The organism is Rhizobium sp. BK591, from assembly GCF_014195045.1.
GTDB classification, from domain to species: Bacteria; Pseudomonadota; Alphaproteobacteria; order Rhizobiales; family Rhizobiaceae; genus Rhizobium; species Rhizobium anhuiense.
The window spans coordinates 350,748-364,657 of the sequence record NZ_JACIAZ010000004.1 but is presented as its reverse complement, the minus strand read 5'-3'; the positions used below and the strand labels follow the sequence as shown (position 1 = coordinate 364,657).

General features: G+C 62.9%; 14 protein-coding genes. 5 read left to right on the top strand and 9 right to left on the bottom strand.

From position 1 onward, the window contains the following. Positions 1-49 precede the first annotated feature (49 nt). Both dapE and FHX10_RS19930 read left to right on the top strand, forming a co-directional pair. Positions 50-1,243, top strand: coding sequence for a succinyl-diaminopimelate desuccinylase (gene dapE / locus FHX10_RS19935; protein ID WP_025554657.1), 1,194 nt, complete (start codon positions 50-52; stop codon positions 1,241-1,243). After that, the gene (locus FHX10_RS19930) at positions 1,230-1,826 is read left to right on the top strand and encodes a hypothetical protein (protein ID WP_025554655.1); all 597 of its coding nucleotides are present in this window, start codon (positions 1,230-1,232) and stop codon (positions 1,824-1,826) included. The genes dapE and FHX10_RS19930 overlap by 14 nt, the downstream gene beginning before the upstream one ends. A 6-nt stretch (positions 1,827-1,832) precedes the next feature. Here the strand turns inward: FHX10_RS19930 and truA are convergent, their stop codons facing one another. The 6 genes from truA to FHX10_RS19900 form a co-directional block, all read right to left on the bottom strand. After that, positions 1,833-2,639: a tRNA pseudouridine(38-40) synthase TruA gene (gene truA, locus FHX10_RS19925; RefSeq protein WP_025554654.1), complete on the bottom strand. Its 807-nt coding sequence runs from the start codon at positions 2,637-2,639 to the stop codon at positions 1,833-1,835. Continuing rightward, the gene (gene fmt, locus FHX10_RS19920) at positions 2,639-3,574 is read right to left on the bottom strand and encodes a methionyl-tRNA formyltransferase (protein ID WP_025554652.1); all 936 of its coding nucleotides are present in this window, start codon (positions 3,572-3,574) and stop codon (positions 2,639-2,641) included. Before fmt ends, truA begins: the two co-directional genes overlap by 1 nt. Before the next feature lie 20 nt (positions 3,575-3,594). Next, positions 3,595-4,017 carry a type II toxin-antitoxin system VapC family toxin gene (locus tag FHX10_RS19915; RefSeq protein ID WP_025554650.1) on the bottom strand — a complete coding sequence of 141 codons (423 nt, stop codon included), beginning with the start codon at positions 4,015-4,017 and terminating at the stop codon, positions 3,595-3,597. Next, on the bottom strand, positions 4,014-4,298 hold the full coding sequence (locus FHX10_RS19910; protein WP_025554648.1) for a FitA-like ribbon-helix-helix domain-containing protein: 285 nt from the start codon (positions 4,296-4,298) through the stop codon (positions 4,014-4,016). Before FHX10_RS19910 ends, FHX10_RS19915 begins: the two co-directional genes overlap by 4 nt. Positions 4,299-4,363: 65 nt before the next feature. Further along, complete coding sequence (gene def, locus FHX10_RS19905; RefSeq protein ID WP_025554647.1) at positions 4,364-4,879, bottom strand: peptide deformylase; 516 nt, start codon at positions 4,877-4,879, stop codon at positions 4,364-4,366. Between the two features lie 97 nt (positions 4,880-4,976). Further along, complete coding sequence (locus FHX10_RS19900) at positions 4,977-6,473, bottom strand: globin-coupled sensor protein (RefSeq protein WP_025602812.1); 1,497 nt, start codon at positions 6,471-6,473, stop codon at positions 4,977-4,979. Between the two features lie 205 nt (positions 6,474-6,678). Between FHX10_RS19900 and FHX10_RS19895 the strand changes: the two genes are divergently transcribed. From FHX10_RS19895 to FHX10_RS19885, 3 genes are all read left to right on the top strand, one after another. Continuing rightward, positions 6,679-7,905: a DNA recombination protein RmuC gene (locus FHX10_RS19895; protein ID WP_025554388.1), complete on the top strand. Its 1,227-nt coding sequence runs from the start codon at positions 6,679-6,681 to the stop codon at positions 7,903-7,905. A 115-nt stretch (positions 7,906-8,020) separates the two neighbouring features. Further along, positions 8,021-8,920 carry a ribokinase gene (locus FHX10_RS19890; protein WP_025554389.1) on the top strand — a complete coding sequence of 300 codons (900 nt, stop codon included), beginning with the start codon at positions 8,021-8,023 and terminating at the stop codon, positions 8,918-8,920. Positions 8,921-9,162: 242 nt separating this feature from the next. Then, positions 9,163-11,499 carry a methyl-accepting chemotaxis protein gene (locus FHX10_RS19885; RefSeq protein ID WP_025554391.1) on the top strand — a complete coding sequence of 779 codons (2,337 nt, stop codon included), beginning with the start codon at positions 9,163-9,165 and terminating at the stop codon, positions 11,497-11,499. A 79-nt stretch (positions 11,500-11,578) separates the two neighbouring features. On the opposite strand, the gene ptsN is transcribed toward FHX10_RS19885, so the two are convergent. From ptsN to FHX10_RS19870, 3 genes are all read right to left on the bottom strand, one after another. After that, the gene (ptsN, locus tag FHX10_RS19880) at positions 11,579-12,043 is read right to left on the bottom strand and encodes a PTS IIA-like nitrogen regulatory protein PtsN (protein ID WP_003570770.1); all 465 of its coding nucleotides are present in this window, start codon (positions 12,041-12,043) and stop codon (positions 11,579-11,581) included. Positions 12,044-12,116: 73 nt separating this feature from the next. Next, positions 12,117-12,692: a ribosome hibernation-promoting factor, HPF/YfiA family gene (gene hpf, locus FHX10_RS19875; protein WP_025554397.1), complete on the bottom strand. Its 576-nt coding sequence runs from the start codon at positions 12,690-12,692 to the stop codon at positions 12,117-12,119. A 291-nt stretch (positions 12,693-12,983) separates the two neighbouring features. Beyond that, positions 12,984-13,907: a DMT family transporter gene (locus tag FHX10_RS19870; protein WP_025554401.1), complete on the bottom strand. Its 924-nt coding sequence runs from the start codon at positions 13,905-13,907 to the stop codon at positions 12,984-12,986. Positions 13,908-13,910: the final 3 nt, after the last annotated feature.

Here is a 13,910-nt window from a genome sequence, read left to right as displayed (position 1 = left end):
GCCCTGCCTTGCCATGTCTTTGCCATTCCCGCCGGATAGTTCGACCGCCATGACCGCTACCGATCCCGTCGCCAATCTCCAGACGCTGATTCGCTGCCCTTCCGTGACGCCCGCCGAAGGCGGCGCGCTCACAGCGCTGGAGGCTATGCTTGCGCCGCTCGGCTTTGCCATCGACAAGGTGAAGGCGAGCGAAGAGGGAACAGCCGATATCGAAAACCTCTATGCCCGCCTCGGCAAGGACGGCCCGCATCTGATGTTTGCCGGCCATACCGATGTCGTGCCGGTCGGCGACGAAGCCGCCTGGACGCATCCGCCCTTTGCCGCCGAGATTTCGAAAGGCGAGCTTTTCGGCCGCGGTGCCGTCGACATGAAGGGCGGCATCGCCTGTTTCATCGCCGCCGTCGCCCGTCATATCGAGAAAAACGGGCCGCCGGCCGGCTCGATCTCCTTCCTGGTTACCGGCGACGAAGAAGGGCCGGCGATCAACGGCACGGTCAAGCTGCTGCAATGGGCCGCCGAACGCGGCGAGCGCTGGGATGCCTGCCTGGTCGGCGAGCCGACCAATCCGGACAGGCTCGGCGACATGATCAAGATCGGCCGGCGCGGCTCGCTGTCGGGCAAGATCACCGTGCATGGCGTCCAGGGCCATGCCGCCTATCCGCATCTTGCCGACAATCCGGTGCGCGGCATGCTGCAGCTGACGCAGGCGCTGATGGATCCGGCCTTCGATGGCGGCACCGACGACTTCCAGCCGTCGAACCTCGAGGTGACCACGGTCGATGTCGGCAATCCGGCGACCAACGTCATCCCGGCCAAGGCGTCGGCGAGCTTCAATATCCGCTTCAACGACAGCTGGACGGTCGAGACGCTGCGGGCCGAAATCCTGCGCCGGCTGGAAGCCGCCGCCGGGGACGGGGCGCTGCGACCGGGCCGTCAACCGGTGAAATACGACATCGTCTGGGCCGACCGGCCGAGCCATGTCTTCCTGACGCGCAACAATGCGCTGATCGCCTCGCTGTCCTCGGCCGTCGAAAGCGTCGCCGGCCAGTCGCCGAAGCTTTCGACCACCGGCGGCACATCGGATGCGCGCTTCATCAAGGATTATTGCCCGGTCGTCGAATTCGGCCTCGTCGGCCAGACGATGCACATGGTCGACGAGCGCGTCGCGGTCGCCGATCTGGAGATGCTGACGGCGATCTACGAGACCTTCATCGCCCGCTGGTTCGCCAATGCCGGGCTTTAGGGAAGTTCAATATTACCTGGCCGGCCTCTGGTTGCTGATCCGGCTGGATCCGCGCGGCTTCCGCTACCTCGACATGTCCGAGCGCGGCGTCAACCGCTCATTCTGGGCAATGGCCTGGTGCCTGCCGCCGATGGGGATTTCCTGGCTCTGGTGGCGGCAGGCCTTCCTGCGGTCGATGCCGCCGGAAGCCGATGTCGATGTTGCCTTCTATCTCAGGCTCGGCCTCGTCGAGATCGCCAACTGGTTCGTGCCGCTGGTCTTTGCCGGGCTGCTCTTGCTTGCTTTCCGCATGGGCGAGCGTTTTGCCCCCGTCGTCGTCAGCGTCAACTGGCTCGGCGTGCCCCTCTCCTACATCAACGGGCTGCTGCTGGCGATGGTGGTCTTCCTGCCCGGCTCCGTCGGCCTCGTCTCGCTGCTGCTGCTGGCCTTCATGCTGGCGCAGGTCTTCGCACTGGCGCGCATTCTGCGGATGATCTGCCACGGTCACGCACTGATGGTCGGGGCGATGACGCTGGTGCTGCTGGTGCCATCGATGATCCTTTCGGAATATCTTCAGCACTTCCTCGGCATCTATCCCGCCTGATCAGGCCTACGAAAGATCGGCGTCATCATCGGTATCGCTGATCGGCCGGCGGCGGTCGGTGATGACGTCGGGATAATCCACCTGCATGAAATAGAGCCCGTCGGGCGGCGCCACCGGACCGCAGGCCTTGCGGTCGCGCGCCTGAAGCGCCGCCTCGACATCGTCGGGCGTCCATTTGCCTTCGCCGGCAAGCTTCAGCGTGCCGGCGAAGGAACGGATCTGGTTGTGGAGAAAACTCTGCGCCGTGGCGCGGATCTCGATCAATTCGCCATTGCGGGTCACATCCAGCCGGTCGAGCGTGCGCACCGGGCTGTTTGCCTGGCAATGGGCCGAGCGGAAGGTGGAGAAATCGTGCCGGCCGACCAGCCTCTGAGCGGCGGCGTGCATGACCTCGTGGTCGAGCGCCTTCGGTACCCACCAGGCCTTGCCGGCTTCGAGCGCCAGCGGCGCCCGGCGACTGACGATGCGGTAGAGATAATGGCGCCGCAGCGCCGAGAACCGAGCATCGAAGAATTCGGGAACCGCCTCGACGTCGAGAATGGAGACGCGCTCGCCGGCCAGCCGCAGATGCGCGTTCAAGGCATTCTGCAGCTTGTAGGGCGACCAGTCCTTCGAAAGATCGGCATGGATGACCTGGCCCATGGCATGGACGCCGGAATCTGTGCGGCCGGCGCCGCGCACCGACACCGTCTCGCCGGTCAGCGACAGCACCGCCGCTTCGATCGCGCCCTGCACCGAGGGACCATTTTCCTGGCGTTGCCAGCCGACATAGGGGCCGCCGTCATATTCGACGGTCATGCGGAAACGCGGCATCAGCTAAGCCTCGTGCCGGCCGCAAGCGGCGTGCCTCTCAAGAAATCGGCCGCGGCCAGCGGCTTGCCGCCGGCCTTCTGCAGCCTGGTCAGCTGCACCGCGCCCGAACCGCAGGCGACGACGAGATCGTCCGTCAGCAATTCGCCTGATGTGCCTTGCCCTTCGGCCAGCTCGGAGGCCAGCACCTTCACCCGCTCCGGCTTGCCGCCGATCGCAAGCTCGAACCAGGCGCCCGGAAACGGCGCCAGGCCGCGGATGTGATTGTGCACGTCCCTGGCGTTTCTGGCGAAATCGATGCGGGTCTCGGCCTTGTCGATCTTGGCGGCATAGAGCACGCCCTCTTCCGGCTGCGGCGTCAGCGGCAGGTCGTTCATCTCGAGCTTCACCATGGCTTCCGCCATCGCCTTGGCGCCTACGAGCATCAGCCGGTCGTGCAGCTCGCCAGCCGTCATGTTCGGGCCGATCTCGACTTCGCGGGTCAGCGCCACTGCGCCGGTATCGAGACCCTTGTCCATCTTCATCACCATCATGCCGGTCTTTGCATCGCCCGCCATGATCGCCCGCTGGATGGGTGCGGCACCCCGCCAGCGCGGCAGCAGCGAGGCATGGCCGTTGTAGCAGCCATCCCTCGTGCCGTTCAAAATCGCTTCCGGCAGCAACAATCCGTAGGCAACGACGACGCCGACATCGGCATTGAGGGCGCGAAACCTCTCGCGCTCCTCTGGGTCCTTGAAATTGACCGGGGTGAAAACCGGCAGACCGAGCAGTTCGGCTGCCTGGTGCACCGGCGATTTCTGCAGATCGAGCCCGCGCCGCCCGCCCGGCCGCGGCGGCTGGGTATAGACCGCAACGATCCGGTGGCCGGCATCGACGAGCAGGCGCAGGGTCGGAACCGAGAACTCGGGGGTTCCCATGAAGATGATGCGAAGAGACATTCTATCTCGCCAATTGAGGATCAGCCGTCTTCAAACGGGTTTACGAGCTTGAGATCAAGCCCCTCGAAATCTTTGACATTGCGGGTGGCGAGCGTCGCACCGTTGGCAAGGCAGATAGCGGCGATCATGGCGTCCTGGACCGAAATCGGCCGCCCGATGCTTTCGCGTTTCGCCCGCAAGCGACCAGTCACTATAGCCGTTTCCAAATCCCAGCCAACGATGCGGTCACGAAATTGGCCTTTTACCAAATTCTCGATAGCCCGGAAGAAGCGGTCCGATCCGGTCTTCAAGAAAACCCTTTCGGCTCCATAAATCTGCTCCATCAAGCCGACCGTGCAAAACCAGATTCGCGAGCTATCCTGCCGCAATATCCAAGCCTTCACCTTTTCACTTGGATATGGCCTGGCGAACTCGGAAACCACATTGGTATCGAGAACGATCATTCGAAATCCTCGAACGGCCGGCCGAAATCCTTTTTCCGCGCGGCCTCGATTTCGTCCATGATTGCGGCAAATTCATCGTCCACTGCGTTTTCGCTGACAAAAGCGGCGCGTATTGCTTCATAGGCCGACAAAGTCTCGGGCTTTGCTTCGTTTTTCCTTTTCAGCGCTTCCCGCAAAAGTTCCTTGGCCTCGTCAGAAAGGCTGTTTCCGCTCCGCTGCGCCGATTCCGCAATGTCTCGCTTCATCGCCTCGGAAATATTCCTGATCAGAAAATCACCCATGCGGCGCCTCCATCATGATATCACTGATATCATAGTGCTTTGCCGATAAGTTTTCAACGTGCTGCTCAGAGCGCCTTGGACTTCGCCGCCTTGGTGAACTTCTTGATGACCATCTCCCGCTTCAGACGTGAGATGTGATCGATGAACAGCACGCCGTTCAGGTGGTCGATCTCGTGCTGCAGGCAGGTGGCGAGCAGGCCGTCGGCTTCAACCGTCTGTTCCTTGCCGTTGCGGTCGAGATATTTGACCGAGACGACGGCCGGGCGCTCGACCTCGGCATAATAATCCGGAATCGACAGGCAGCCTTCCTCGTAGACGGAGCGCTCGTCGGACGATGTGACGATCTCCGGGTTGATGAAGACCTGCGGCTGCTTTTCCTCGCCCTCGCGCGAGACGTCGATGACGAGCATGCGGCGCGGCACGCCGATCTGGACTGCGGCAAGGCCGATGCCCGGTGCGTCATACATGGTTTCCAGCATGTCGTCGGCAAGACGCTGCAGGTCGGCATCCACCCGCTCGATCGGCTTGGACAGCTGGCGGAGAATAGGATCGGGAAGAATGATGAGTGGCTTGATGGTCATGGCGTTCCCATAACCCATCTTTTCCGACTATGGAATTATCCGGCAGGCGGGGAATACGCTTTTTTGCATCCCCGCCTGGAATTTTGCCATATTCTCCTCAGGCCGCCCGGCGGGCAGCGAGGGCGGAATGGCCCTCCGGCCGGGCGCGGAAGCGCCGCAGCAGCTCGATCAGCTTCTCCACCTCGTCCTTGAGGCGGCGGGTTTCGGCTGAGGAGTGCTCGACCATGTCCGAATTCTGCTGGGTGATCGCCCCCATGTTGCGGACCGCCACGCTGACCTCGTTGACGCCGGTCGCCTGATCGCGGGCGGCGGCGGCGATATCGGCGACGAAACGGTTGATGATGTCGATACGACTGATCATGTCGTTCAGCGCCTCGCCGGTGCTGGAGACGATGCCGACGCCCTGATTGACCTGGGTCGAGCTCTGCGAGATCAGGTTCTTGACCTCCTTGGCCGCATCCGCCGTGCGCTGGGCGAGCTGGCGGACCTCCTGGGCGACGACGGCAAAACCCTTGCCGGCATCACCGGCACGGGCTGCCTCGACACCGGCGTTCAGCGCCAAGAGGTTGGTCTGGAAGGCGATCTCGTCGATGACGCCGATGATCTTGGAGATCCCGGTCGAGGATTTCTCGATGCCGGCCATCGCCGAAACGGCGCTGGTGACGAGCTCACCGGAATTCTTCGCCTTCTCTTGCGTCTCGCGTACGGCGGCCGAAGCCTTCTCGGCATTGGCGGCCGTCTGGCCGACGCTAACGGAAAGCTGCTGCAGCGCCGCCGAGCTCTCCTCGACACCGGCCGCCTGCTGGGCGGTGCGCAGCGCCAGATCGTTGGTCGCATTGGCAATGACGTCGGCGCCGCTCATGATATGGCCGGAGGTGTCGCGCACGGAGGCGAAGGACTGGCTTAGCGCCCTGACGGCGCGGTTGTAATCCTCGGCCATCTGCCTGAAATTGCCCGGCAGATCGGACGGCAGGGTGGCTTCGAGATCGCCGCGCGACAGCGCTTCCAAGCCGCGGCGCAGCTGTTCCAGCGCGACTGCCTGGTCGGATTCGGCCCGGGTGCGCTCCTCTTCCAGGGCCCGGCGCTTGGCTTCGAGCGTCTCGAGATAGACCGAGATGGAATAATCCATGTCGAGCATGCCGGCCTTGATGACGGCCGACAGCTTCTCGGCCAGCTGCTTGCCTTGCCGGCGCGCGAAGACCGACGGCCACTGTTTCTCCATGATGCCCTTGACGAGTTCGGACATGACGATGGCGTAACCGCCGATATACCAGCGCGGCTCCAGCCCGATGCGGGCATGCGTCCGCCCGACCGCCGTGACCCCGTCGACATAGCTCTCGTCGAATGCACCGCCGGCAAGATTGGCCCAATGATCCTGCTGGCGCTTCTTGGCATGGCCGACGTGGTTCTTATCGGCGAAAAAGCCTGCGACCGCAGGGGTCCTGGCGATCTTGGCGTAGAATTTATCGAGGGCGCCGCCGATCAGTTCCGATATGACGGGGCGCAGATCCCGCATCGACCTGCGCGCCGCCTCATCCAGTTCGATGAAATCGAGGCGCTGCCTGAGGGCACTGTCGGTCTGCTGGGATGTCATGGAGGGTCTCTGTACTTGGCGCAAGGCGCGGGAAGGAATTTCTGCGCCACAGGTTTTGGCGAATATGGTTGAGCAATCGTTAAATCGGGCGGCGATTTCTTCTTCATCAGCTGGGAAGAGCAGCAGCCTGTGAAGATCGTAAGGGCCGGCAATTCTGTTCACGTTTTGATCTATATATTGCCGTGTCTTCTGTTATGCTCGCGGTATGACCGTCCATTCCGAATCGCTCGCCCTTTCCCTTGCCTCGATCAGTCCGGCCATGCTGGCGCTTGGCGGCGGGGTTCTCGCCGCCCTCGTCCTGCTGGTGATCGTGCTTCTGCTGCGCGGCGCCAGCCTTCGCCGCGAACAGGCAGAGGAGGCGAGCTTCCGCGCCGGGGAAAACGAAGCGCGCATGGCCGAGCTTTTGAAGATCCAGGCGGAGATGCAGGGCCGCATTGCGGCGATGACCGAGGTCTTCGGCGCGCGCCAGAGCGAACTCAACCAGACGATCAGCCAACGCCTCGACGGCATGTCGCAGCGCGTCAGCTCGACGATCACCGAACAGACGAAATCGACGCATGAGAACCTGCGGCGGCTGCAGGAGCGGCTGGCGGTCATCGATGCGGCGCAGAACAATATCCAGAGCCTCGCCAAGGATGTCGTCGGGCTGCAGGCCATTCTGTCCAACAAGCAGACGCGCGGCGCCTTCGGGCAGTCGAGGATGGAAACGATCGTCGCCGACGGCCTGCCGATGGGCGCCTACACCTTCCAGCAGACGCTCTCCAACGGCTCACGGCCGGACTGCACGATCCGCATGCCGAACGACGCGCCGCCGCTTGTCATCGACGCGAAATTTCCGCTCGAAGCCTGGAACGCGATCCGCGACGCCGGCAGCCCCGAGGCCGGCAAGATCGCCGGCCAGCAGTTCCGCCGCGACATGGAGATCCATATCCGGGACATTTCCGAGAAATATCTGATCCAGGGCGAAACCCAGGATACGGCCTTTCTCTTCGTGCCCTCGGAATCGATCTTCGCCGAGATCCACGAGCACTTCGAGGCCGTGGTGCAGAAGGCGCACCGGGCGCGCATCGTCATCGTCTCGCCGTCGCTGCTGATGCTGTCGATCCAGGTCATCCAGGCCGTGCTCAAGGACCAGCGCATGCGGGCGCAGGCGCATCTGATTCAGGGCGAGGTGGCGATACTGATGGACGATCTCGGCCGGCTCGACGAGCGGGTGCGCAAGCTGCAGGGCCATTTCGCCATGGCGCAGAAGGATATCGACATGGTGGTCACGTCAGCCGACAAGCTCACCAAGCGCGGCGCCAGGATCGAAGCGCTGGAATTCGAGGCGGGCGGCGGCGAGGCAAAGCCTGCCCGCGACAGCGAAGCCGCGGCCAAATCGGTGGAAAGCCGCACCGGTCTTCTGAAGCTCCGGGTGGTTGACGAGGAGTGACCGCTTCGGGCAGTGTCTCGCCCGCATGAAACAGCAGGAGCATGACGCCGTCCGAAAACCGCGCCTAGTTTTCGCCATGACGTCGCTTGCAGGCTCCAAAAGACGGGACACCCTGATGATCACAGTTTTCGGGTCCATCAACATGGATCTCATCGCCACGACCGAGCGCCTGCCGAAGCCCGGCGAGACGGTGGCCGGCAACGGCTTTGCCACGGCCGCCGGCGGCAAGGGCGCCAACCAGGCGCTGGCAGCGCGCCGCGCCGGCCGCTATGTGCATATGGCCGGCGCCGTCGGCAAGGATGGCTTCGCCGCGGATGCGCTGGCCCTGCTCGATGATGCCGGCACCGACCTTTCTCTCGTCAAGCATGTCGACGGCCCCACGGGCACGGCGCTGATCCTTGTCGGCGGCGACGGCGAAAACATGATTGCCGTCGTTCCCGGCGCCAACGGCCTGGTCACGCCTGCCGATGCCGAGAAAGCGGTCGGCCGCATGAACGAAGGCGATCTCCTGATGCTGCAGCTCGAAGTGCCGGCGGCCGCCGTCGAACGCGCGCTGTCGGCAGCCCGCGCCAAGGGCGTCACCAGCATCCTCAACCTTGCGCCGCTCATCCCCGATGCGGCCCAACTCGGCCGGCTCGCCGATATCGTCATTGCCAACGAGACCGAGTTCGAGCGGCTGGCCGGCCAGGAGGGCATGGACGCTGAAGCGCGCGAGGCCGCCCTTACCCGCCTGCATGCGGAGACGGGCCAGACGCTGATCGTGACGCTCGGCGGCGATGGCGTCATCGCCATTCGCGACGGGGCAATTTCACGGGCACAGGGCCTCAAGATCGAACCCGTCGATACGGTCGGCGCGGGAGATACCTTCTGCGGCTATTTCACTGCCAGCCTCGACGACGGCCTCGATTTTGCCTCGGCGCTGCGCCGTGCGGCCGTCGCCGGTTCGCTCGCGTGCCTGAAGGCCGGCGCGCAACCTTCGATCCCCTGGAGCGAGGAAGTCGCAGACAGAATATAGGAAGCGTCCCTTTGCGAAGCCGCCGGCAAAACCCCCGGTAATTCAGGGTGTTCCGGCGGTTTTCCTTGCCTTGATCAAGCAAGTTTCATTCAAATTTAAGAGATCTCTGGCGATGTTGCCCGCGGTCGCAGGTTCCTCGCGCTTTCAGGAATCGGCAACCACGCGGCGGCTCCATGACGGGGCGATGCCTTCGCTCCTGCGCCGGAGAATGCCCGTTCGGCGCATCCTTGTCCGAGGACCTCATGTTCATTTTTCGAATGAAATCGCTTGCGGCGAAACTCATCGTCATCACCGGCATCGCCATCGCGCTTGTTCTCATCGTTTCGAATTTTTTCCTCATCGGTCAGACCCGGGATCGGGTCCAGATCCTGACGATGGATCAGGCCAACCTCGAGGCAAAATCGATCGCCAATGAAATCGCCGCCAATGTCGGCGAACTCGCCAGCGCCGCGCGCACCATGTCGGGCGTCGTCGGCCGCGGCCATGAAGGCAAGTCGCTCGATCGCAAGGGCATGATCAACGTGCTGAAGGCCAATCTCGAACAGAACGCCTTCGCCTTCGGCAGCTGGTTCTGCGAGCAGCTCGGCGCGCTGGATGGCAAGACCACCGAGATCGCCAACAATAATGACGAAGGCACGAACAAGAACGGCGCCTTCACGCCCTACTGGTCGAAGACCAAGGATGGCGGCATCCAGTATTCGACCTTCGACAATGACTATACCGCCGAATGGTGGAAGCTCGCCGCCGACAGCGGCAAGGGCGCGATCACGACGCCCTATATGGCCGAAGGAACGGATGTTCCGACGCTGCTGACCTCGATCGCCTATCCGGTCATGTCGGCTGGCAAGATGATCGGCGTCGCCGGCGTCGACATTTCGCTGAAGTCGCTCACCGACAAGCTGCAGGCGCTGCATCCTTTCGGCTCGGGCCGCGTCACGCTGCTGTCGCAGGCCGGCAACTGGATCGTCGCGCCGATCCCCGACCTGATGACCAAGGAATATAGCGGCGAAGGCGCCGACATCGTCAAGACGGCGCTGTCGAGCAAGCAGCCCGGCCTCGTCAGCAACCTCACATATGACGGCCTCGCTCCCTTCGACCGCGTCGTCTATCCCTTCGCGGTTCCCGGCGTCAACGCCACCTGGGTCGTGCTCGTCGACGTCCCGCACACGGCGATCAACGCCCCGGTGCAGGACCAGACCTACATGATGATCGTCAATGGCCTGATCGTGCTCGGCGCGGTCATGCTGGCGCTCTATTTCGCCGTCCGCTCTTTCGTGCAGCGGCCGCTCGGCGGTCTCGTCGCCAGCGTCAAGGCGCTCAGCGACGGCCAATATGCCGAACCGGTCGCCGCCCAGGAGCGCAGCGACGAAATCGGCTCGGTCGCCAAGGCGCTCGAAGGTTTCCGCTTCAAGCTCGCCGACAGCCGGCGCCTTGAGGACGAGGCGGCCCGAGAGCGTCAGGCTGCGGAAGCCGAGCGCGGCCGCTCGGAATCGGAACGCCAGGAATCGTTATCGCTGCAGCGCCATATCGTTTCGATCGTCGGCGCCGGCCTTTCCGAGCTGTCGCAGGGCAATCTCGCTCACCGCATCACCGACGACTTCCCCGGCGAATACGGCAAGCTGAAACAGGATTTCAACGCCGCCCTGGCGAGCCTGGAAGAGACCATCAACACGATGAACCTCAGCGTCGCCAATATCGGCTCCGGCACCGGTGAGATCAGCAGCAGCGCTTCCGACCTCGCCAAGCGCACCGAACAGCAGGCGGCAAGCCTGGAAGAGACGGCGGCCGCGCTCAACGAGCTCACCGCGCAGGTCGATTCCAGCGCCGAGAATGCGCGCACGGCTGCCGACAACGTCAACCTCGCCTGCCAGGATGCGGAAAAATCCGGCGAAGTGGTGCAGAAGGCGATTGCCTCGATGCAAGGGATCGAACAGTCTTCGACGGAGGTTTCGCGGATCATCGGCGTCATCGACGAGATCGCCTTCCAGACCAACCTCCTGGCACTCAACGCCGGCGTCGAGGCCGCGCGTGCCGGAGAGGCCGGCAAGGGTTTTGCCGTCGTCGCCCAGGAGGTGCGCGAACTCGCGCAACGGTCGGCCAATGCCGCCAAGGAAATCAAGACGCTGATCAACACCTCGGCTGTCCAGGTCAAGGAAGGCGTCGATCTCGTCGGGCGCGCCGGCGGCACGCTGCACAAGATCGCCGAACAGGTGATGGGCATCAACGACCTCATCCGGCAAATCTCGGCATCGGCCAGCGAACAGGCTGTCGGCCTGAAGGAAATCAACCAGGCCATGAACCAGATGGACCAGGTGACGCAGCAGAATGCGGCCATGGTGGAGGAAGCGACCGCCGCCAGCATGGTCCTCAATGACGAAGCGCAGACGCTGAAGACGCTCGCCACCCGCTTCAGCGTCTCGGGGGGTAACTCCGCCGCACTCGCCTCCGTCGCGCAAAGGATGCGCGCGCCTGTTGCCGCGGCCTCTTCGCATCGGGTGGCCGCGCCTGCGGTTCGCCACGCAGCCGCCCCGTCGCGCGGTTCGGCGGCCGTCGCCCAGGACAGCTGGGAAGAATTCTGATCGTTTCAGCCGCTCATCCTGAAAAAGGCGCCTGGGGAACCCGGCGCCTTTTCACATGTCAGCGTTCATCGATACGGCGTTAAGCGGCGTTCGACGTCTGCTCTTCGTTGAGGAAGGCATAGATCGCCGAGGCGGAATCGGTTGCGCGGAGCTTGGCGACCAGATCGTGATCGCGCAGGACGCGGGCGATACGCGACAGAGCCTTGAGATGGTCGGCGCCCGCGCCCTCCGGCGCCAGCAGCAGGAATACGAGATCGACAGGCTGGTCATCCAGCGCCTCGAAATCGACCGGCTGCTCCAGCCGGGCGAAGATGCCGACGATCGAATGGATGTTGACCAGCTTGCCGTGGGGAATGGCGATACCGTTGCCGACGCCGGTGGAGCCCAGGCGTTCGCGCTGCAGGATGACGTCGAAGATCTCCCGCTCGGAAAGCCCGGTGATCCTGGCGGCTCTTGCAGCCAATTCCTGAAGCAACTGTTTCTTGGAATTTACTCTGAGGGCGGGAATGATCGCATCCTGATGGAGCAAATCTGCCAATGCCATTTCTTTTTCCTTCTGTCGCCGGGATCAGATGATGCAAGGAGCGGCGGCAACACCGCCGCTCATCACCCTGATCTCAGCCTTTGATATTGGCTGAATCGATCCAGCCAATATTTCCGTCGTGCCGACGGTAAACGATGTTCAGATGTTCCTTGCCGGGGCTGCGGAACAGGAGAAGCGGCTCATCGGTCATGTCGAGCGCCATTACGGCGGTGGCGACCGACATGGTCTTCAGCTGCTTCGTGCTTTCGGCGACGATCGCCGGAGCGAAATCGTCGGCAATTTCATCTTCGTGATCAGGAACAGAATCCATGACCGTGTAGGCGACTTCTGCAAAACCATTCAGGTGGTTTCCGGCGTGATGGTCCTTCAGTTTGCGCTTGTAGCGGCGCAGGCGCTTTTCGATGCGCTCCGAAGCGGCGTCGAAAGCAAGCTGCGGATCGGTCGCCTCGCCGGCTGCATGCAGCACCACCCCGCTGTCGAGATGAAGCTTGCAGTCTGCGGAGAAACGAGAACTCGCTTTTTCCACGGTCACTTGGCCGGAATACCCCCCGTCGAAGTATTTCGTGATGGCCATACCAATTTGGTCCTCGATCTTTTGACGGAAGGATTCACCAATTTCCATATGTTTCCCGGATACACGCACACTCATGGAGTTTCCCTTCTTATGGTCGTTTGCGGGTATCAGTTTACGCCAAGCCTCAGGTTCATCCAAGCACTTCGCGCAATCTCAAGCAAGATCGGCTTAGGCCTGCGGGTCCTTGGTGCCTTGGGGATGATGGGGATAACTCCAGACGCCGTTCACGGCATCGATTGCGGCGCGCTTCTAGCCAGAGGTTACCAAAAAGTCAATAGCGTGGAAATTCCCGATAAGTGATGCTCGATAAACGTGCATGGAAGGCGCGGTGAGGCAGGTCCATCGCGAATCGCCATCTGATCGGCTTTAAGCACTTCGCGCTTTCGTTGTGCCCGCCTTTGCGGGGACCGTCATGGCGGCCACACCGGACATGACGCAGACGAGGCCGATCCAGGCTGTCGGGCTGAGGCTTTCGCCGAGAAAGACCAGGCCGATCGCAACACCGATCGGCACTCTGAGATAGGCTTGCGAGGTGGTGCCGACCGAACCCAGCGTCTGGACGAGGCGGAAATAGATCACAAAAGCCAGCGCCGTCGAAAAGGCGGAGAGGCCAAGCAGCGCCAGCATCGATGCCGCCGACGGATCGAGTTCCCACGGCCGGTCGACGACGAGGCTGACGGGCAAGAGGATGACCGCGCCTGAGATCAACGAGCCGGCGGCCGGCACGGCGGGATCGAGCCCCTTGAAGTTTCTGCCGAATATCGCGGCACCTGCATAACAAATGGTCGCCAGGATGATGGCAAGCTGCGCCATCAGGTTTTCGCCGAGACCGCCGAGCGCTTCGATGCCGATGACCAGGCAGATGCCGGCGAGCCCGGCCATGACCCCGCAAAGTTTTCGCGACGTCACCTGCTCATGGCGGGTAATCAGCACGGTCAACAGGAAGGTGAAGATCGGCGTTGCCGAATTCAGGATCACCGCCAATCCGGCATCGACGGATTGTTCCGCCCAGGCGATCAGCGTGAAGGGGACGACGCTGTTCAGGCAGGCCTGAAGCAGGAACCGGCGCCATGTCGCGTGATCGCGCGGCAGGCGGACACGCCGGTAGCGGAGGACGGCCAGCAGAAGACCGCCGGCAATCAGCGTGCGTGCGGCGATCAACGTCACGGGCGGAATCGTCTCGACGCCGATCTTGATGAAGGTATAGGAGGAACCCCAGAGGGTCGCCAGCACCAGCAGCAGGACAAGCTCTCTGGCAAAGCTGGCATTTTGCGGCTGCATGGTCGGCATTCG

Bases quoted from the DNA above. Each gene is read 5' to 3' on its own strand.
- dapE (WP_025554657.1), top strand. From the start codon at position 50: ATGACCGCTACCGATCCCGTCGCCAATCTCCAGACGCTGATTCGCTGC.
- FHX10_RS19930 (WP_025554655.1), top strand. From the start codon at position 1,230: ATGCCGGGCTTTAGGGAAGTTCAATATTACCTGGCCGGCCTCTGGTTG.
- truA (WP_025554654.1), bottom strand. From the start codon at position 2,639: ATGCCGCGTTTCCGCATGACCGTCGAATATGACGGCGGCCCCTATGTC.
- fmt (WP_025554652.1), bottom strand. From the start codon at position 3,574: ATGTCTCTTCGCATCATCTTCATGGGAACCCCCGAGTTCTCGGTTCCG.
- FHX10_RS19915 (WP_025554650.1), bottom strand. From the start codon at position 4,017: ATGATCGTTCTCGATACCAATGTGGTTTCCGAGTTCGCCAGGCCATAT.
- FHX10_RS19910 (WP_025554648.1), bottom strand. From the start codon at position 4,298: ATGGGTGATTTTCTGATCAGGAATATTTCCGAGGCGATGAAGCGAGAC.
- def (WP_025554647.1), bottom strand. From the start codon at position 4,879: ATGACCATCAAGCCACTCATCATTCTTCCCGATCCTATTCTCCGCCAG.
- FHX10_RS19900 (WP_025602812.1), bottom strand. From the start codon at position 6,473: ATGACATCCCAGCAGACCGACAGTGCCCTCAGGCAGCGCCTCGATTTC.
- FHX10_RS19895 (WP_025554388.1), top strand. From the start codon at position 6,679: ATGACCGTCCATTCCGAATCGCTCGCCCTTTCCCTTGCCTCGATCAGT.
- FHX10_RS19890 (WP_025554389.1), top strand. From the start codon at position 8,021: ATGATCACAGTTTTCGGGTCCATCAACATGGATCTCATCGCCACGACC.
- FHX10_RS19885 (WP_025554391.1), top strand. From the start codon at position 9,163: ATGTTCATTTTTCGAATGAAATCGCTTGCGGCGAAACTCATCGTCATC.
- ptsN (WP_003570770.1), bottom strand. From the start codon at position 12,043: ATGGCATTGGCAGATTTGCTCCATCAGGATGCGATCATTCCCGCCCTC.
- hpf (WP_025554397.1), bottom strand. From the start codon at position 12,692: ATGAGTGTGCGTGTATCCGGGAAACATATGGAAATTGGTGAATCCTTC.
- FHX10_RS19870 (WP_025554401.1), bottom strand. From the start codon at position 13,907: ATGCCGACCATGCAGCCGCAAAATGCCAGCTTTGCCAGAGAGCTTGTC.